This is a genomic window from Algivirga pacifica, assembly GCF_039543525.1.
Lineage (GTDB): Bacteria > Bacteroidota > Bacteroidia > Cytophagales > Flammeovirgaceae > Algivirga > Algivirga pacifica.
Genome location: NZ_BAABJX010000036.1, coordinates 77,703 through 97,696, shown reverse-complemented (window position 1 = coordinate 97,696; position 19,994 = coordinate 77,703). Strand labels below are relative to the sequence as shown.

13 protein-coding genes are annotated in these 19,994 nt (G+C 39.8%); 9 read left to right on the top strand and 4 right to left on the bottom strand.

The window, feature by feature from the left end; translation table 11 throughout:
• Positions 1-10 precede the first annotated feature (10 nt).
• From ABD985_RS12435 to ABD985_RS12425, 3 genes are read left to right on the top strand one after another with little or no spacing between them, the layout of a single operon-like run.
• On the top strand, positions 11-2,263 hold the full coding sequence (locus ABD985_RS12435) for a TolB family protein (protein ID WP_345372209.1): 2,253 nt from the start codon (positions 11-13) through the stop codon (positions 2,261-2,263).
• A 37-nt stretch (positions 2,264-2,300) separates the two neighbouring features.
• A complete protein-coding gene (locus ABD985_RS12430) occupies positions 2,301-2,891 on the top strand; it encodes a YfiR family protein (RefSeq protein ID WP_345372207.1) in 591 nt (196 codons plus the stop codon).
• Positions 2,892-2,895: 4 nt separating this feature from the next.
• Complete coding sequence (locus ABD985_RS12425) at positions 2,896-4,863, top strand: response regulator (protein WP_345372205.1); 1,968 nt, start codon at positions 2,896-2,898, stop codon at positions 4,861-4,863.
• A gap of 79 nt (positions 4,864-4,942) precedes the next feature.
• Here ABD985_RS12425 and ABD985_RS12420 read toward each other — a convergent pair whose 3' ends face one another.
• The 3 genes from ABD985_RS12420 to ABD985_RS12410 form a co-directional block, all read right to left on the bottom strand.
• A complete protein-coding gene (locus ABD985_RS12420) occupies positions 4,943-5,995 on the bottom strand; it encodes a hypothetical protein (protein WP_345372203.1) in 1,053 nt (350 codons plus the stop codon).
• Between the two features lie 103 nt (positions 5,996-6,098).
• Complete coding sequence (locus ABD985_RS12415) at positions 6,099-7,193, bottom strand: hypothetical protein (protein ID WP_345372202.1); 1,095 nt, start codon at positions 7,191-7,193, stop codon at positions 6,099-6,101.
• 45 nt (positions 7,194-7,238) lie between these two features.
• Positions 7,239-7,976 carry a hypothetical protein gene (locus ABD985_RS12410; RefSeq protein WP_345372201.1) on the bottom strand — a complete coding sequence of 246 codons (738 nt, stop codon included), beginning with the start codon at positions 7,974-7,976 and terminating at the stop codon, positions 7,239-7,241.
• A gap of 363 nt (positions 7,977-8,339) precedes the next feature.
• On the opposite strand from ABD985_RS12410, the gene ABD985_RS12405 reads away from it, so the two are divergent.
• The 4 genes from ABD985_RS12405 to ABD985_RS12390 all read left to right on the top strand — a co-directional run bounded on the left by ABD985_RS12405 (position 8,340) and on the right by ABD985_RS12390 (position 13,487).
• Positions 8,340-9,155, top strand: coding sequence for an ion transporter (locus ABD985_RS12405; protein ID WP_345372199.1), 816 nt, complete (start codon positions 8,340-8,342; stop codon positions 9,153-9,155).
• Positions 9,156-9,381: 226 nt separating this feature from the next.
• Positions 9,382-10,614 (top strand): oxygenase MpaB family protein, encoded by a 1,233-nt coding sequence (locus ABD985_RS12400; protein ID WP_345372197.1) that lies wholly within the window; start codon positions 9,382-9,384, stop codon positions 10,612-10,614.
• A 13-nt stretch (positions 10,615-10,627) separates the two neighbouring features.
• Positions 10,628-11,335, top strand: coding sequence for a transmembrane-type terpene cyclase (locus tag ABD985_RS12395; RefSeq protein WP_345372195.1), 708 nt, complete (start codon positions 10,628-10,630; stop codon positions 11,333-11,335).
• Positions 11,301-13,487: a 7TM diverse intracellular signaling domain-containing protein gene (locus ABD985_RS12390; RefSeq protein WP_345372193.1), complete on the top strand. Its 2,187-nt coding sequence runs from the start codon at positions 11,301-11,303 to the stop codon at positions 13,485-13,487. Before ABD985_RS12395 ends, ABD985_RS12390 begins: the two co-directional genes overlap by 35 nt.
• A gap of 174 nt (positions 13,488-13,661) precedes the next feature.
• On the opposite strand, the gene ABD985_RS12385 is transcribed toward ABD985_RS12390, so the two are convergent.
• Positions 13,662-16,085 carry a TonB-dependent receptor gene (locus ABD985_RS12385; RefSeq protein WP_345372191.1) on the bottom strand — a complete coding sequence of 808 codons (2,424 nt, stop codon included), beginning with the start codon at positions 16,083-16,085 and terminating at the stop codon, positions 13,662-13,664.
• A gap of 565 nt (positions 16,086-16,650) precedes the next feature.
• On the opposite strand from ABD985_RS12385, the gene ABD985_RS12380 reads away from it, so the two are divergent.
• Both ABD985_RS12380 and ABD985_RS12375 read left to right on the top strand, forming a co-directional pair.
• Complete coding sequence (locus ABD985_RS12380; protein WP_345372189.1) at positions 16,651-19,404, top strand: 2-oxoglutarate dehydrogenase E1 component; 2,754 nt, start codon at positions 16,651-16,653, stop codon at positions 19,402-19,404.
• A 129-nt stretch (positions 19,405-19,533) separates the two neighbouring features.
• Complete coding sequence (locus ABD985_RS12375; protein WP_345372187.1) at positions 19,534-19,965, top strand: GNAT family N-acetyltransferase; 432 nt, start codon at positions 19,534-19,536, stop codon at positions 19,963-19,965.
• Positions 19,966-19,994: the final 29 nt, after the last annotated feature.

Genomic DNA, 19,994 nt, shown 5'->3' with positions numbered 1-19,994 from the left:
TTTCTATTGGATGAACCTTAAACGACTCATACTACTATTACTTTGTTATGTGTGTAATTTTTGGTCTTTACAGGCTCAAAGTCTGCAGCAGACAGAAATACAACAACTTATTGATCGACAAGAATACCGTCAGGCTTATTTAAAATTGTCTGAAGAGGAAAGTAAGTCAATAGCCTCTCCTTTGCGTTATTATTGGACGGGGGTATGTTTTTTTCATGCAGACGCTTTCCGTTATAAAGCCCAATTTTATTTTGATTACTGCAAGCCCGATGCAGGACAACTTCCTTCCCTATATTATTACTATCAAGCTCGACTATCTCATCTGAAAGAAGATTTTTTAAAGGCTATTAATTATTATAATGAATACCTGGAGGCTTCGGCAGGACAGGGGAAAATTGGCTTTAAGGAAATATCTCGCCAAATTAAGATGTGTGAGTATGGACTGAAGCTAACAACGAAAAAAACTTCCTCCATTCAGGTTTCAGCACTTCCGGTACCTGTTAATTCCTCTTATGATGAAAGGCACCCTGTACTTTATAGATCTTCTCAAGAAGTACTCTATGCTTCTGCTCGTCGCAAGAATCAAGTAGAATATATCCTGGATGAGTCTATGCCCTTTTGGTCAGATACACAGAAGAGTGAGGGAAGTAATATTTATTTTACAAAAAGAAAAGACACACAATGGGGATATCCTTTTCTACAAAAGCTAATGAAGGATGGAGAGTATAGTTATCCTTTGTATCTTTCTTCTGATGGGAAGCAAATGTTATTGTACGTAGCTTCCAATAGTCAAAATAAACGAGGTATTTATGAGGTGTTTAATCATAAAGGAAAGTGGGGGAAACCTTATCGTTTGCCCGAAGTGATTAACTCCTCTTATCAGGAGGATATGGGGGCTTGCTTAGCATTGAATGGACAGGTCATCTACTTTGCTAGCAATCGACCGGGAGGTTATGGGGGATATGACCTCTATAAGGCTTATCGCGTAGGAGAGAGAGAGTGGAGTACTCCACAAAATGTAGGCCCTCAAATTAATGGGATTGCTGATGAGACGTACCCTTTTCTGGTATCAGACAATAAGACCATGTATTTTAGTTCTGATAGGGAAGGCTCTATGGGAGGGAGAGATATTTTTGTGATAGAGAAGGAAGGGGCATCTTGGGGAGAGGAGAAAAATTTAGGTTTTCCTATTAACAGTGCAGGGAATGATGATCAATATACACTGATCAGAGGGCAAAAAACAGCACTTTGGGCTTCAGATCGTTTACGTTCAGGGCACATAGGGGGATTTGACATCTATACCTCTTTTACTCCTTCTAAAAGAATCAAGAGGGCCATGGTTTCAGGAGAGATTCTTCTAAAGAAATATGAAAAAAATGTACCCGTCACGTTGAAGGTTACAGATAACCTCAATCAGTCTTATGAGCATTATATTTATAATCCAGATATAGTGACCGGTAAGTTTTTTATGATCCTGATGCCTAAGCGTAATTACACGATTCAGTTCTTTGCGGAAGGTAAAGAAATACAAACAACCAAAATTAATCTTCCAGAAGGATTGTTTCATTATGAATTAATACAACACTTTTCCATACAACCAGTTGATTTATTAGGGATGACAGTAGGAGCTATGGTGAAGCAGGATAGTGTTTCTTATCAAACATTGATGTTAGATGATATACAGGGGAAGTCTATAGATGATATTCGTTATGATGGTTTATTACAACTCATGGAGGAAATTGTGGAGCGTGTAGATAAAGAGGGATTTATGAGTTTAAATCAATTGGATGAGCTTGTCATCAAGGAAGAACCTGAAGAAGAGGGGCCAGATTCTTATTATACTCCATTAATTGATGTAATATCTCAGGCTTTTCATGAAATGGCTCCCGATAAGTTACTAACTTTGCATAAGCTAGGAGGAGAAAAGCAGGAGCAGTTGATGGTTGATCATCAGTTGAAACGATGGAAGTATGATTTATTATTTGAAAAGGGGAGTACTTCTCTAAGCGATTCCCAAAAGGAATACTTACAACAATTAGCTAAGTTTAGTAAAGAACATTTGTTGATGCTTGAGTTTAGTTGGTTAAAGAATAGTAAGCGTTTTGATGGGGATAACCGGAAACGAGTGGCAAATATAGAAGCTTATTTGTCTTCATTAGACCTGCCAGATTACCAATATAGGGCGGCACCTGTCATGGTAGAGGGGCCTGTAGAAGATCAGGCAACCGTTACGGTAAAATTAATTCAAATAGCAACAAATTAAACCAGAAGTCTCTTTTGAGGAGGCTTGTGATTTCTATATGATAGCACAACAGCATATATCTAATTCTTTTTCCAACCTCAGGACTTATCTTCTGGGATGTTGCTTGCTGCTGCCGTTGGTAGGGCAAGCACAATATACGGAATATGAGCGGAAGGCTGGAATGATCTATACCTTTGGGCGCTTAGTAACCTGGCCAGAACATGCCTGGAAAGAGGCAGACCATCTGGTGTTGGGTATCTTGGGAGATGACCCTTTTGGTCAGGTCATTGATGATGTCTTGAAAAATCGACCTATCAAAGGAAAAACCTGGGAAATTCGTAGAGGTAGAGCAGTGGAAGAGGTAAGAGGCGCCCACATTATTTTTGTGAGTAATGCTTACTCTAAGCAAGAGGTGAAAGAGATTCTTCGGCAGATTTATAGTCGTAGAAATGCCATGGTATTAACAATAGGAGATCAAATTGATCGTTTTTGTGAAATAGGAGGGGTTATTAACCTCACCGAAAACTTATACACGCTCAATGTTATGGCAGCTAATCGGGCCCAATTAACGATCAATGTCAATTTGCTTCGTTTGGCAAGCGATATTATTCCTTACGATCCGGATGATTCCTATGAAAATGGTTACTAACCCTATGAAAAATACATCCATACAGCAAAAAATAGTATGGATTATTATGCTAGTCAGTACAAGCTCCTTATTTCTGGCTGCTACATTTTTTCTGTCTTACGATTTGGTTTCTTATCGTAACAAAGTAGTGCATGAGTATGTGAAGTTAGCAGATATTATAGGAACTTATAATGATGCTTCAGTTGCTCTGATGCAAAGAGAAGCGACACAATCCAATCTATACGATATCCTACGCAGCGATATTCATGTCAAACAGGCGGCTATTTTTGATCTAGAAAACCAACTATTCTCCCTTTATGACCTAGAAGTATATCAGCAAAAAAATGCTGAGGGACCTTTACCTGTAGCCAAAGTCGTGGCCGCAGCCCAACGTACACCAGGGTATCAACAGGATATGGTGGACTTTGATTTTTGGGGGAATAGCTTACAGATTTATACTACTATTAAAGATGGAGAAACGGTCGTCAATACAGTATACCTGCAGGTAGCACTAACGGAATTTTATAGTATAGTATACCGTTATGTGGCGATCTATATCATCTTCTTTGTTTGTGCATTGTTTTTCTCTTACTTTCTTTCAACCCGTTTACAAGGGTTGATCTCCAAGCCAATCCTTGACTTAGCAGAGGTAGCCAAGAAAATCACCTCTCAAAAAGATTATTCCATACGTCTGAAGCATAAGCAGAGTGAAGAAAGTGAAATAAAAATTCTTATTTCTGCGTTTAATGAGATGCTCTCTGAAATAGAGCTACAGAATGAGAGTCTAATTACAGCAAAAGAAGAGGCAGAATACCTAGCCAAGACCAAACAGGAATTCCTGGCCAATATGAGTCACGAGATCCGTACGCCAATGAATGGAGTTATTGGTGTGGCCGATTTACTGTCAGAAACCACACTTTCTGAACAGCAGAAGAAATACCTGAATATTATACGTAGCTCAGCAGACAATCTTTTAGTGATTATTAATGATATCCTGGACCTCTCCAAGATTGCGTCAGGTAAATTGACCTTGGAACAAAATGCTTTCTACCTGATGAATGTGATAGAGACAGTAGTAGCATCTTGTTTGCCAAAGCTCAAAAAGAAAAATCTGGAGATAGATGTACAGGTAGATGAGTCCTTGCCACAAACATTAATAGGAGATTCTGTTCGTTTAAATCAAATCCTGCTCAACTTATTTTCCAATGCCATCAAGTTTACGATTAAAGGAAAAGTTACGATAGGGGCCTCTTTAGTTCGAGAAACTACAGAGGAAATTACGATTCGCTTTTTTGTAAAGGATACCGGTATAGGTATTCCAAGAAGTAAGTACGATGCTATATTTGGAAGCTTTACACAAGCCTCTAACGATACGACCCGTAAATACGGAGGAACTGGATTAGGACTAGCGATCACTAAGCAGCTGGTGGAGTTGCACGGAGGAAAGATCTTCCTGGAAAGTGAAGTAGGAAGGGGGAGTACATTCTCTTGTGAAATTACCCTTTTGAAAAATAAAGAGGAGCAGCTAGTTGATGCAGTGGCAGAAGAAGTAAAGGTCATGGACAACTTGTGGCAGTCTGCATTGGAGCAACCTGGAACTGAGATATCAGAGGTGGATTTAAAAGTGCTCTTGGTTGAGGATAACGAAGTCAATCAAATGTTGGTACAGACCTTACTTAAGCAATGGGACTATGCTTGTGTATTAGCCAGAAATGGAAGGGAGGCCCTTGAGAAATTAAGACAAGAGGATTTTGATATTGTCTTAATGGATCTTCATATGCCAGAGATGGATGGATATGATGCGACTCGCCATATACGCAAATTTGAAGGTTATAAGGCCGAAGTACCTATCATAGCCATGACTGCCTCTGCCCTTAAGGATGAGGCCGTGCGTTGTCTGGAAGCAGGGATGAATGATTATATCTCCAAGCCATTCAATAAGAATGACCTTTACGAAAAACTAAGTCATTATACCAGAGAGCATTCTTCTTAAAAGGTAAAAGGTAAAAGGTATAAAGTAGATTCTACAATGTATTTACACCTTTTACCTATTCCTTTTTACCTTTTACTTTTTATTGAATATTCCAATGTATTGAACTCCCCTCTGTAATTTCTACAACGGTAGAAGCTACTCGTTCGCCCGAAGTGGGTTTAAATGCTTCTAGTAACAAGTTGCCAACGGGTAATTTCACCGTCATGACATTGTTGCCGGACTCTTTTCCACTGATATAGGACATCCCTTGGGTAGATTCACCTTCTACAATAATAAAGTCTTCTAATAGCTTGCCATCAGCTTTGATTAGCAGGTCATCACTGCTCGTATTTGCTATGGTTAAGAAACCTGTAGCGTCATCAGTATAAGAACTAAAGTATACAGGGATCTCAAAGGAGATTTCTTTATTATTACTATTAGCGATAACAGTATAGTCTGTTCCGTTGGGCTTTTGTGCTACCCACCCTATTTCTCTGGAACCAGAGCTGTCAGTATTATCGGAGACCCAATAGCGAAACAATAAGGTTTGCAATCCATAATCCAAGGCGATACTTACCACATTTCCTGGTTGTAAGGAGGCCAGTTTAGCACCATTCTGGTTATTGAGGTAAATATCTACGGAATAGATATTACTCTTTCCCAAAGCATCTTTGGTAGGATAATGAAAATGTACAATTGACTTCTCAATGGTATCACTTTCCTGTTCATTATCAATTGTCCACTGAATCGCATTAAATGTATCCACTGGTAAAATAGCATCCCACTGCTTAAATATTTTTTCCGCAGGTGGGTTATAGATATCTTCTTTTTCCAGATCAATCACCTTGAATAACTTAAGGTTATTGGTAGCATATCCATTAGTCTCTACTCGTACTCCAAATTCAATGGTGTAAGCTGGGATCATCTTTGTGAGCTTCTGGTCCACATAGAGGTACAGCTTGTACTCTGTATCGTTGTATAAATACAAATTGGGTTCCGTATCAGGAAAAGATAAATAGCTGTCTGATACACTGGTATAACTTCCTTCTTCTATTAAGATCTCTTCGTAGGGATCATATTCCCCCTCAAAGGTGGAGCAAGAAGATATTCCCAACAATAGGCCCCCAATGAGAATATATAGTAACCTTTGCATAGTTTCCTTTATTTTTTAAAAAAAGGTTTAAGGTAGAAAGTAAAAGGTATAAGGTAATAGGCATAAAGTAACACCTACTACCTCATACCTTTTACCTATTACTTTAGTTGGTAGTTTCGCTTTCTGCTGGAGGAGTTTCCTCTTCCTCTTCTTCAACCACAGGCTCAGGGTCTACGACTTCTGAGACTACTGTTCCATCAACTACCTTGATCGTCCACTCAGCATTCTCACCTACACTTAGATCAATAACAGCCGTAGCTAGTGTTCCTCCTGCTGTAATTGAGGTAGCTTCTAGCGTATAGATGTTTTCATCCAATACAAACTCAATAGCATCTCCATAGGCTAGCATAGAGGCAGCTTGTGTATCTCCATCCAGGTACATTAGCTCTTCAATGTCTCTTCCATTCGCACGGATAGCAATTGGTTCAGGGTATTGATTGATAATCTTGATACTACCTCTTCGGTCTGGAACCGCATTGACTTGGTCGTAGTGTGGAATGAATAGGTGCTTCTCAGGACGGTTGGAGTTGATAACAGCCCAGATATCTACTTCTTGTCCGGCAACCACCTCTTTCTCAACCCATCCTTTGATTTGTAGTCCTTCTGGAGTGTTAGGATCAGAGATCCAGTAACGGAAATGAAGCGTATAAGCACCATAATCAATACCTACGATCTTGTCGTATTGATCACCTGGTTTAAGGGTGATGATCTTGGCGCCATTTTGATTGTTCAGGAAGACGTCCACTTGATAGTCAGTACCTCCAACGTAAGAGAACTTAAGGTTACCAGAGTTGATCTCTGCTTCGTTATTAGTGATGTGCCAGGTCGCCCTCTTCTCGATATCCTTGGAGTCGGAAAGGTTGATGTTCCAACGCTTATAGACCTTGGTGAGGTCTGGATTTGCAGGGAAGTTAGGAGCTACATCATCGTACTTATAGAGCTGTAGATCAAACGTCATATCATTATCGTTGGGCAACCATATAATAAAGTCCGTGGCACTATTAGGGATTTTCTTATAAGGCTCTCCATTGTGATATAGTACCAATGCATGGTCAGAATAGTTATTGATGACCAGGTTTCCGGCATCTTCTGTAACATCAAAGGTAGGTTCAGGATCAACAAAGTCACTGATATAGTCACAACTGTTAAAGGTAAGTAGTACGAACAGGCTAATGAATAATGATTTTAGTTTTTCCATAATCGTTCAGTATATCTGATAGGATAAAATTCGTTTTAAAAGTGTTTATTTTCTTCCTCCTAGAATAATAGAGGTAGAGAACTTAATGACTGATTCTTCGTCAAAGGCCAGGTAAGGGCGATTCAAGGCACTGTTGACATAGTTTGCATTGAGCACAGACTTAGGATAATAAGCTAGCTCAAAGTTAAGAATGCCATAGTTGAAACCCCCTACATAGGATAGGTTCATAGGATCAATCTCTCCATCAGTGACGGACATACTCCGTTTCAGTGCTGAATTACTCCAACTACTCTTTTGGATCTGATGCCCAAAGAGGTTGAAATGTAGTCGAGCGCCTCCATAGATGGAGGATTTTCTGGAGGTTCTACGGAAGTCCAGAAAAAGAGGAATAGAAAGGGAGTGTACCGTGTTGTACTCCTTGAGGTAATGGTATACCCCTGTACTGTTGAGTCCTTTGCTTCTATACAGCGTTCGGGTGCTCAGTGGTTGGTATTCAAGTCCTGTGGTAAGCAAGAAAGGAAACGAGGCATAGACGCCGACAACCGGCAAGCCATTAACCAACGATTTGAGCGGGACAGCGTCTTCATCAAAGTCGTCTTTTCCAACAGCCGTAAAGTTCATAATCCCTTCAGGGGCTATGACCAGCCTGTTGGCTTCCGTTTCAGGAACTTGAAATCCATTAATCCAATTGACACCAGCTTTTACATACCACTTTGTTTGGGCATGCATTTGCGTTGCAAGAGCAAAAAAAAGACACAGCGATAAGGTTAATTTTCTCATCATTTAATTACGCTTGTGTTTTAGTGAATAGTAAATTGACGGGGATACCCCCTGTTAATAATTAAGCGATCCAAAAGTGGTAAGCTGTCAAAAGCGAAGTGAAATACACCTGTTGCCTTTTACTTATTACCGATTACTTTTGTAAGCTTTATTGGTAGACAAGCATTTTCTGAGAGTGGACAGGAAAATCTTAAAAAAAATTAAAAGTAAGGGCGATCCTGTGGTTGCTCGAAGGCAGGAGGGCCTGTAGAATGATGGTGAGAAGACCCCATGTAGTAACATTTCTCTTTTTAATATATCCTCTACCTTCTTGAAGGATTCATAGAAAATAAGCTAATTGAAAGTCAAAAGAATAACCTTTGAAAAATGAGACCACCTTTACCTAAGCAAACACTTCAAGAACGGCTGCATGAGATCATATTTGAGGCAGATACCTTTTGGGGAAAGTTTTTTGATGTGGCACTTCTACTTCTTATCCTCATGAGTATTGCCGTGGTGATGTTGGAAAGCATTACCGATGTAGCTCTTCATTATGGAGTGTGGTTAAAGACCTTGGAATGGGTTTTTACGATATTGTTTACCATAGAGTACTTTGCGAGAATCTATGCCGTAAAAAGACCAATACACTATATTTATAGCTTTTTTGGGATCGTTGATTTACTGGCCATCCTTCCTACGTATATTGGTTTATTGACTACTGGAGGACATGCTCTCACTGTGATCAGGGCATTACGGCTGGTTCGGGTATTCCGTATTTTCAAACTCGGTCGCTATTTGGGAGAAGGGAGAGTATTGATCGTAGCCTTGATCGCAAGCCGTTTTAAGATCACGGTATTTTTGTTAACAGTGTTATCGCTTTCTATCATTCTGGGAACTTTAATGTACCTGATCGAAGGAAGTGAAAGCGGATTCACAAGTATTCCCAGAAGTATCTATTGGTCCATTGTCACCTTGACTACGGTAGGGTATGGTGATATCGCTCCTCAAACATCTTTTGGACAATTTGTTGCTTCCTTGATTATGATTTTGGGGTACGGAATTATAGCTGTGCCTACAGGAATTGTCTCTGTGGAGTTAGCCAATGCACATGCGAATGTGACAACCAAGGCTTGTCCCAATTGCTCTAGAGAAGGGCATGATCAGGATGCCAAGTTTTGTAAGTATTGTGGGGAAGAGCTATAAGGAGAAAGAATCTTGATTTCAATATTTTTTAAGGCGATTGAAAATCTATTTGTTTATCGTTTTGAATATTGCTTTATTTATATTTGTTTGGATATTACTACTTTTTAAGCAGAAATAAAGTGTTAGCAGTACAACTACCAAGAACATTGAATGTACTTATTGCGTTGCTTTTTTGCATTTAGAATTTGTGTGAATAGTATAAGTCCCATATACTCATTGTTATTTTATGAAAACGATCTCAATAGAGAGCCAACGACTTTCTGAAGCCCGTCTTGTAGGAGACCAATATGCAGATGACCTGATTCAGAAAATCATGGAAGACAATACACTTGAAGGTGTGAATTTCGTCTTTGACTTATTAGGAAGGAATAAGGAGCTGCCAGAGAACCTACCAAGTTACCTGAAAGAGTACTTTGACACTTCTAACAATATACTAAGTGGAATTGATCAAGCTAAAGTAGAAAAAGGAATGGCTTTTTTTAAGGCTTATGGTCCACAAATTTCTATGATGCTTTTGTGTAAGTCTTTACCCTCCACCTATGCTTGTCGCAGGGGTGTAGAGGTGTTGTACCGTACAGGGCGTTTTATGAAGTCAAAAGAGGGTAGCCTTAATCCATTTGTACGAAGACTAATGGAAACTTCTCAGTTTGTGTTAGATGTGATGTCAGAAGGAGGGATCTTATCCAATGGTGTCGGTGTGCGTACTGCTCAAAAGGTTCGATTGATGCATGCAGCTATCCGTTATTACCTATTGAATAATACCCACGTTAGTTGGGATCAAGAAGATCTTGGTATTCCCATTAATCAGGAAGACATGGCGGGGACATTACTGTCCTTTGCGGTATACCCTATACAAGGTTTGGAGCAGATAGGAGTAGAAGTTTCAGAGGAGGAGAAGGAAGCTTATCTTTATGTTTGGCAGCATATCGGTAGAATTATGGGAGTAAAAGAGGAACTTATCCCTCAATCCTTCAAAGAAGGAGAACAGTTGGGGTTAGAAATTCTTAATGACCAGAAAGAGGCTTCAGAGGCAGGAAAAGAACTGACAAAGGCTTGTGTTGACTTCTTGGAGCATGTAACACCCGGAACTTTATTTGACTTCTATCCTCAAGTGTTGATCAATTTTTTGATAGGAGATGAACTATCTGAAATGGTGGGGATCTCAACTTCTCACGAAAGAGTGGGCCGATTAATGAATAAGGTCCTTTGCTTTTTACAGGATGGTATTGACGATGCCATAGATCATTCCTCATTGGTACGTTACTTAGCGACGTATTTCAATCAGCATTTACTTCAGGGAATGATCAATTATTTCAACCCTGATGCGGAAACACATTTTTATATTCCTCCATCGCTTAGAGATAATTGGATTAATACTTCGAAGCAACATAACTGGAAAGAAGTTTTATCAACTCCTTCGATGCTTAATTGGAGACTAAGTTTGCAACACAAGAACTAACAGAAATATAGGAATGGGAAGTCAATGGATTAATCTTACGGATTATACAGTTACACAACAGGTTTTATTTTTTGCAGATGCAATTTTCTGGGCAGTCACTTATCTGTTGGTGATTTATTATGCCAGAAAATATAAGTTTTTTGGAATACCAGTAGAAGCTGCGGTAGCCAATATTGCATGGGAATTGATGTTTAGCTTTTTCTTTACGACTGAGCTAGGGGATTTATTTGTATGGGGAATACGTCTATGGTTATTCACGGATGTAGTCATGATTTATTTCCACTTTAAATATGGAGCGAAGCAGGTTAGGGTTCCACTTATTAAACAGTTTTTCCATTTAGCATCCATCATTGGATTTGTATTCTGGTGTTGGATTATCTACGGATTTGCCACCGAATACGGAGATCCTATAGGAGCAGGGACAGGGTATATATTAAATATCATTATGTCAACGCTTTTTATCTTCCTATTCTTAGCACACCCAGAGCAAAAAGCGTTGAATTTCCCGATTGCTTTTTGGAAAGGATTTGGGACTGTTTTCGTGGGGATAGGAATTTACTTGGGAGATACTCCTTCTCCATTTGTAATAGCGGTAGCCTCCATTACATTTATGTTGGACCTCTTCTATATGGGGTTGACACTTAATAGAGAAAAAGTAATTGCTTTTATCAAAAAGAATAAGCAAGATGAACAAATATCTGAAACCGTTCTTCAAGGGTAATGGTCTCGTTATATTCTTTTTATGTTTAGTTATATCGAGCCTGAATGCACAGGAAGGAACTTTAGTGATCTCAGAAGGAAAAAACTATATTCCAGTATCACCAAAGGCATTGATGCTGAAGGATGAGGGATATTCTTTTGAGGAAGTAGCTAGACTTAAGGAGAAGTTTACACCATATGCTTTTGAAAAGGTCAAAAGTGGAAAGAATACTTATTGGATACGTTTAGAGGTCCATAACGATAGCAACAAGGAATGTTTGTATTACTTGGGTTATAGTAGGTTTGATTATATTACTTTTTATGTGCCAGATAATCATGGGATATATAAAAAGTACTATGGGGGACAGAAAGAACTTAATACTAGAAAGGTTATTGTAAATCGCAATAACTCTTATGCGCCTGTAAGTTTGCTGGCTGGAGCGCATAAAACAATTTATTTGAAATGTACTTATGAGGATAAGCCCATCTTTGAGTTTCAGTCTGTACCTATGGACTTGAGTCTTGAGGAGGAAAGCTGGTTAATTGCAAAGCGTGACGAGAGAAATAATGCATTTAACATCTTTATGGGAGCTATTTGTATTATGGCTTTATACAATTTAGCCCTCTTTTTGATGGTCAAGGAAATAGGCTATTTACTATACTCTTTGAATGCCCTTTCTATGCTATTCTTCAATTATGTGTTTTCTGGGAAGGTAGTAGACCTATTGGAGAGTAATGCTTATTACGAACAATTATTGCATTGGGCAGGATTTTCGGCCATCGTTTTCTTTATCCTACTGTCGAGAGTTATTCTTAGAACATCTAAGTATTTCCCTAAGCTGGATAAGTATTTGAAATGGCAATGTATCTTTTTGATATTGGGATGTGGATTGGTGTTGACAGAAAACTATTTCTTGATCACCCCTATGGGTACTTATCTATTGGCTAGTACTTATATGATTCTGATCTATATTTCCTTCAAGAAAATGTTAGGAGGAAGTCTTACTGCTCAATATTATTTAGCGGCGAATGTACTTTACTTTACTGCTTTAGGAGTACACACATTACAGACCTTTAATATTATTCCAGAGCTTTTTGGGATGAAAAGTATTGGGCCTCTATTATTGGGAGGTGGACTGGAGTTAGCGATATTTTCATTGAGTTTAGGTGCTAGAATTAATGAGACGAAGGATAAGCTAAGCAAAGAGCGTTTGGAAAAGGAAGTACTGAAAAGAAAGGAGGAGCATAAAAGAATGTTGCTGATCAGCGAACATAATAAGGATCTGGAGAAGAAGGTGAAGGATCGTACCTTGGCGCTGGTTGAATCTCAAGAAGAACTGAAACAGCAAAATGAAGAGCTGAATCAGTTGAACTCAGAGATCCAAGAAGCTAATGATAAACTCACGGTCTTTCAAAGAAATATTACATCCAGTATTTCATATGCAGAGCGTATACAACGTGCAGCACTTCCTAATGAACGGGAGGTTATTGAAAACCTGGATGATAGCTTTATCCTTTACCTTCCTAGGGATGTGGTATCCGGAGATTTTTATTGGAGTGCCAAACATGGAGATAAGTTGTTTGTTGCGGCAGTGGATTGTACGGGACATGGAGTACCCGGAGCTTTTATGAGTTTGATTGCTGTTCAACAATTGACTGATATCGTTAATGTAAGGAGAGTAGAGGATCCGGGAATGATTCTGAAAGTGCTCAATGAGCGTGTTAGAGCGGTACTGCATCAGGATGAGACAAATAATCAAGACGGTATGGATATGGCATTGTGTGTTATCGATACGACCAAAAAGACCTTATCTTTTGCTGGAGCAAAAAATCCTTTATTATATATACAGGATGGAGAGGTAAATGTCATCAAAGGGACGAAATGTAGCATTGGTGGAGAGTTATTGAAACAGGTTGATGTCAATTATGAAGCGACAGTAATCAGTTATAAGGAGAAGCCTATTACATTCTATATTTATTCTGATGGCTATCAGGATCAGTTTAACCCTCAGGGTAAGAAGTTTATGTCGAAGAGATTTCGTCAAACATTAAGCGATAGTCACGATATTCCAATGAACTATCAAAAGCAAGAGTTGATGCTTAGGTTAAGAGAATGGATGGGAGATGAATCTCAGATTGATGACATTTTGGTGATTGGAGGAAGAATTTCTTAGAGTTTGTTTGGAATCCAGGTTTTGACAAGGAAACTTCTATGAATTGGCAGATGATTTCCGGATAAGCTTTTATTTTTTTGGATTCATATGTGGATATACCTTTTAAAAAAGTAGATAAAAAAATCCCTCAAGCTAAAACTTGAGGGATTTTTTTATTTCTATATAAAGTTGTTCCTAGAACTCAGCATCCATGCCATCCTCTCTATCTCCACCTCTTCTGCGCTTATAGTTATTCAACTTGTAGCTAAGAGTGATAGAGGCATTTGGTGCGCTTCTGAAGCGTTCTGTATACATATTGAACCCTACACCTTCTACAGTACTTTTTCGTCTTGCCGTAGCGAAAATATCCATCGCTTGTACTGTTAGCGTAAGTTTTCTGTCCAGGAAGTTTTGCTTGAAGGCGGCAATCGCCATGAAGTAGCCTTCTTGTGTTCCTTGTGCTGAAGCTGAAGGGCCATTGTAGTTGGCATTCAGTTGAATCATAGTGTTTTTGCCAAACTTCAAGGTATTGTTAAAACGTGCATTCCAGTTGAAGCTGCTTCGGTCAAACGTTTGCTCAAAAAGCTGTCCTGTTACACGATAGCTGTATAGGTTACCCATCAAGTCGGTATGCCACCAGTTGGTTACATCTAATCCTAGCATAAGCTCCGTTCCCAAAGAGTAATCGGTACCGACATTCTCTCTGGTGTTGAGTGTTACGTTAGGGTATTCAGGGTGCTCAATTTGTACGTTTTCGATTTTGTTGTTGGTGATACGGTAGTAGCCTTCAAAAGAGAAGGTATGCTTGCCCATACGCTTTAGATAGCCCATTTCCATGGCATCAATATATTCTGGAAGTAACGCAGGGTTACCACTACGGATGTTATTGATATCAGACCATGTTTCATAAGGCTCCAGAAACCATCCTCTAGGGCGGTCAATTCTTCTGGAGTAACTGGTCATGAATTGATCTTCTTTCGTGATATTATACGATAAATGCACGGTTGGGAAGAAATCTACACGATCTACGACAAATGGTTGTTCTGTGTCCTCTGCAATATCAATACTACGGTCTGTATACTCTGCTCTCAAGCCACCTTGTATCCCAAGTTTACCAAACTTACCGGCATATAGGGAGTAAGCACCATAGATGTTACGCTTATAAGAAACGGTATAATATGGATTCTCTTCTCTTGGTAGAAACGTTCCACTTGCTTCGTCAAACTCGAAAAAGCCATTGTCGTCATTACTGCCGAAGATACGGGCTTGTAGACCAGCCTCTACTTTGTGATCTTTACTCAGGGGACGCGTATAATCCAAACGGGCACGTAGACGTTGCATAGGCCCTTCCTCTGTATTCAGCTGTCCATTATAGGCAACGCCATTGTCCAATACCCTGTTGGTGGATTCTTCTGTCATTACTCGATCAGCAAAGGATACCTGAGCATTTAGTTCATGCCCTTTTCCTCTGAACTTGTGTTGGTAATTACCTGTGATGTCATAGAAGAACATATCTAGTTGCCACTCATCCTCTGTTTGGTATTCTTCAGTGATGCCCGAGGACTGTATCATGTCGATATAGTTTAATTCCGACCCTCTACGCATATTTCTACCACCAATACGACCATTGATTCCGAAGAAGTCTTTCTCTGTTGGCGTCCATTCGACCCCTAGCTTACCAGAGTAGCTATTCATATTGAACTCGTTCTCTCCTTCTGACTCCAGAATACGATCAGCTCCTTCAAATTCTGTGATACGTCGACTATAGATTGTTCCCGGGAAGATTCGCTTGTTATAATCTCCTCCAGCAATAAAGTTGAACTTCTTATGCTTATAACTTAAGGTAAAGTCACCACCGTGACGTCCAAAAGAACCTGCACTGATACTGGTCATACCTGTAAGACCTTGCAGGGCATTCTTTTTAGTGATGATGTTGATGATACCGGATGTTCCGTCAGGATCGTATTTTACTGAGGGGTTGGTAATGATCTCTACATTTTCAATCATACTGGCAGGGATTTGCTGTAGGGCATCACTACCGGTAAGAACACTCGGTCGGCCGTCTATCAGTACGGTAAAGCTTGAAGAACCTCTCAGGCTTACATTACCCTCAACGTCTACGTTCACAGAAGGAACACTTTGCAGGACGTCGGCAGCGGTACCTGAAGCAGCAGTAATCTGCTCGCTGACATTCAGGACTTTCTTGTCAATTTCATACTGCATAGCAGGCTTGCTTCCAATAACCTCCACACTTTCCAGTACTTCAGCATCACTGCTCAAAGAAATAGGAGATAGTTTGACGTTGTTGTTTCCTTTGGATACCACAACATCATTAATGATTTTTTCCTCGAAACCAATAAAAGAGACTTTTAGGAAATAGGTACCAGGAGTTACTTTTTTAATAGAGAAAAAGCCTTTCTCATTCGTAACAGTACCACTGATCAGTTTTTCTGGTGCTTTTTGATAAAGAGCTACGGTAGCGTACTCAATAGGTTGGTTACTTCCTTGTTCTACGATGATCCCGGATATTTCAGCACCCACAGGATTGTTACTCGGATTGGCCTTGACTGTAGTGAATAGAAAAAGTAAAGGCACAATGATAGACAGTATAAGTCTCATGTTTGTTTGATTGTGATTGGTTGACACTAATTTTATAATTGAATGGTCAGAAGATTGTTGGAATACCGATTCAAATGGATGGTTTCTCTCACTCCATAGGAGCTCCATAACACGTATTCTTCCACAAAGATATTCAAAAAACAATATTTCAACATTTTTATTTATGGAGAGTTACTTTACGGAGTATCCTTTTAAAAGAAGAAAGCCAATAAGGTAGATCGTGTAGAAAGCAAAATGTTTATCTTCATTTACAATTGTTAACAAATTTTATCAAAAATGTGATATTCATTTCTTGAGAAAGGTACATTTCAGCGAAATAAAGGTCATAAATGTAAAAAGTACGCTTAGGGACTTGATTTATACCTTCTTCTGAAGATGTGTTATTTACTAAGCTTCTTGGAAGGGATAGAGAATCCTTTTTTAATGGAGAGGGAATTGATTATTGAAAGCGGATTTACGTATATATTTAGTTTGCAAAATTGTTTATTCGCTTTAACGGTTTTTGCCTTTATTTTATTCCCCCTACATTTGGTTGTGAATCGAGAATTAACCAATACAATATCAAATGGACAAATACTCATATATTGCCAATGCACATGGTGCGTATCTGGATCAAATGTATGCTTCATACCAAGAAGATCCGAACTCCGTAGATGAGTCATGGCAACGATTTTTTGAAGGATTTGAGTTCTCTATACAGAAATATGGAGAGGAGGGCTTGAATGGCAGTGCAGCGACCCTTAGCAAGGATACACTGCAGAAAGAAATCGCAGTACGTAAATTGATTGATGGGTACCGTCAAAGAGGACACCTGCAATCAACCACCAATCCGGTAAGAAAAAGAAAAGACCGTAAGGCACTTTTGGAGCTGAAGGATTTTGGCTTGTCAGAGAAAGACCTGGATACCACCTTTTCTGCGGGAGAGGAACTGGGAATGGGTGCTGCTAAGTTGAAAGATATTCTAGCTCGTCTTAAAACGATTTACGAAGGAAATATTGGTTTCGAATTTACATCAATTCGTGAGCCTGAGCCTTTGGAGTGGATCAAGAGTCGAGTAGAGCAGGAGTATCCTTCCTTTGAGTTTTCTCAGGATGAAAAGAAACGTATTCTGGAAAAGTTGAATGAAGCGGTAGTGTTCGAGAACTTCTTGCATACGAAATTTATTGGCCAAAAGCGTTTCTCTTTGGAAGGTGGTGAATCCACAATTCCAGCACTAGACAATATTCTAACTAAAGCTTCTGAACTAGGGGTAGAAGAGGTTGTTGTGGGTATGGCACACCGTGGTCGTCTAAATGTATTGGCGAACACCTTGGGCAAAACCTATGAGGAGATCTTCAATGAGTTTGAAGGAAACTCTGTTCCAGATGAGACGATGGGAGATGGTGACGTGAAATACCACCTTGGTTTCTCCTCAAGACTAACAACTCCAGCCAAAAAAGATATTTTATTAAACTTGATGCCTAACCCATCTCACCTGGAAGCAGTAGATCCAGTGGTGATCGGTAATGTGCGTGCCAAAGGAGAAAGCTTATACGATGGTGATTATAGCCGTATTATGCCTATCCTTATTCATGGTGATGCAGCATTGGCAGGACAAGGAATTATTTATGAAACTACTCAGATGCATGCCCTAAAGGGGTATAGAGTAGGAGGTACAATCCACTTCGTGATTAATAACCAGGTTGGATTTACAACAGACTTTGATGATGCTCGTTCGAGTATTTACTCTACAGATGTATCACAGCTAATCGAATCTCCGGTAATGCACGTCAATGGAGATGATCCAGAAGCGGTAGCTTATGCGGTTCGTTTGGCGGTAGAGTTCCGTCAGCGTTACAAGAGAGATGTATTTATTGATATGGTGTGTTACCGTCGTCATGGACACAACGAAAGTGACGAGCCTAAGTTTACACAACCAACACTTTATAACTTGATCTCTAAGCATGCCAACCCTAGAGAGATTTACAACAAGCAGTTGCAGTCTAAGGGAGATATCAATGCGCAGTTGGCAAAGCAGATGGACAAGGAGTTCCGTAAATTGTTACAGGATCGCTTGAATGACGTTCGTCAGAATCCATTGCCTTATAAGCCACAGGAGCTTGAGCTACAGTGGAAACAATTGAGATATTCCAATGCGGAGGACTTCGATGCTTCTCCTGAGACAGGGGTTTCGGAAGAAGTAATTGATTCGGTAGCGAAAGCGTTGACAACTGTACCAAAAGGCTTTAAGCCATTGAAGCAGATCGAGAAGCTAATCAAGGAGCGCAAGGAAATGTTCTTTGAGAAGAAGGAACTGAACTGGGCAGCAGCAGAGCTACTTTCTTATGGAACGATCTTGGCAGAAGGAAAAACGGTTCGTATGTCCGGACAGGATGTTCAAAGAGGCACCTTCTCTCACCGTCATGCAGTATTGAGTGATGCAGACACCAACGAAAGATATTATAGCTTAAACCATATTACAGAGAAGCAAGGAGAGCATAAGATTTATAACTCATTGCTTTCAGAGTATGCGGTATTAGGTTTTGAGTATGGGTACTCTTTAGCCAACCCTCATGCATTGGTCATCTGGGAAGCGCAGTTTGGTGACTTTGCCAATGGTGCACAAACCATGATTGACCAGTTTATCTCTAGTGCAGAGTCAAAGTGGAACAGAATGAGTGGTATGGTGATGTTGTTGCCTCATGGTTATGAGGGACAAGGACCAGAGCACTCCAATGCGAGACCAGAGCGTTACCTGCAGTTAGCGGCAGAAGATAATATGGTAGTGGCTAACCTAACGACTCCTGCAAACCTTTACCATGCGATGAGAAGACAGTTGGCATGGGAGTTCCGTAAGCCATTGATCATCATGTCTCCTAAATCAATGCTTCGTCATCCGAAATGTGTTTCTCCGATGGAGGATTTTATGGATGGTAAGTTCAGAGAGGTCTACGATGATGCTACGGTAAAGGACAAGAAAAAGGTAAAACGTGTGATCCTTTGTACGGGTAAGGTATACTATGATTTGATGGAGTACAAAGAGGCAGAAGGTATTGAGGATACTGCGGTGGTGAGAGTGGAGCAGATAGCACCATTCCCAGAGAAGCAGGTAGATGAAATCTTGGATTCTTACAAGAATTATGAATCATTGGTATGGACACAGGAAGAACCAGCCAATATGGGGTATTGGACATTTATCCTTAGATCTTATCGTAATGAGGAGCGCTTGATCCAAATGAAACTGGTATCTAGAAAGCCAAGTGCTTCACCGGCTACCGGATTCCCTAAGATCCATAAAGCAGAGCAAGATCGCATCGTAAGTGTATCTTTCTCCAAGTAATGAATTTAAGAGGCAGTAAGCTGTTGTCTTAACAACAGCTTGCAGCCTTTATCCGATAAGAATTGCAATGATTGTGGGTATATTTGTGTTTCTCAGGAAAATATCAACAGTCATTAAACCATCAAGATCATGATTATTAAAGAAGTAACCTTCGGTACGGAAGAGCAAAAGAAAACGATCGCCCTTCGTGATAAGGTCCTGCGTCAACCACTTCAGCTACAGTTTTCTGAAGAAGAGTTGGAGAATGAGTTTGATAGCTACCACTTGGCAGCCTTAAACGAAGATGACGAAGTAGTGGCTTGCTTGGTGCTCAAGCCTGTTTCAGGTACAGAAGTGAAAATGAGACAGGTGGCTGTAGAGGAAACACAGCAAGGTAAAGGACTGGGACAGTTGCTCGTTAATTTTGCAGAGTTCTTTGCTGCCGATCATGGTTTTGAACTTATACAAGCGCACGTAAGAGAAACCGCTTTGGACTTTTACCTAAAGCTTGACTATAAGCAAGAAGGGGAGCAATTCGAGGAAATTGGAATTCCACATTATAAAGTAATAAAGAATCTGTAATCCCGTAGAAGGTATTATGGGGAGCCCGG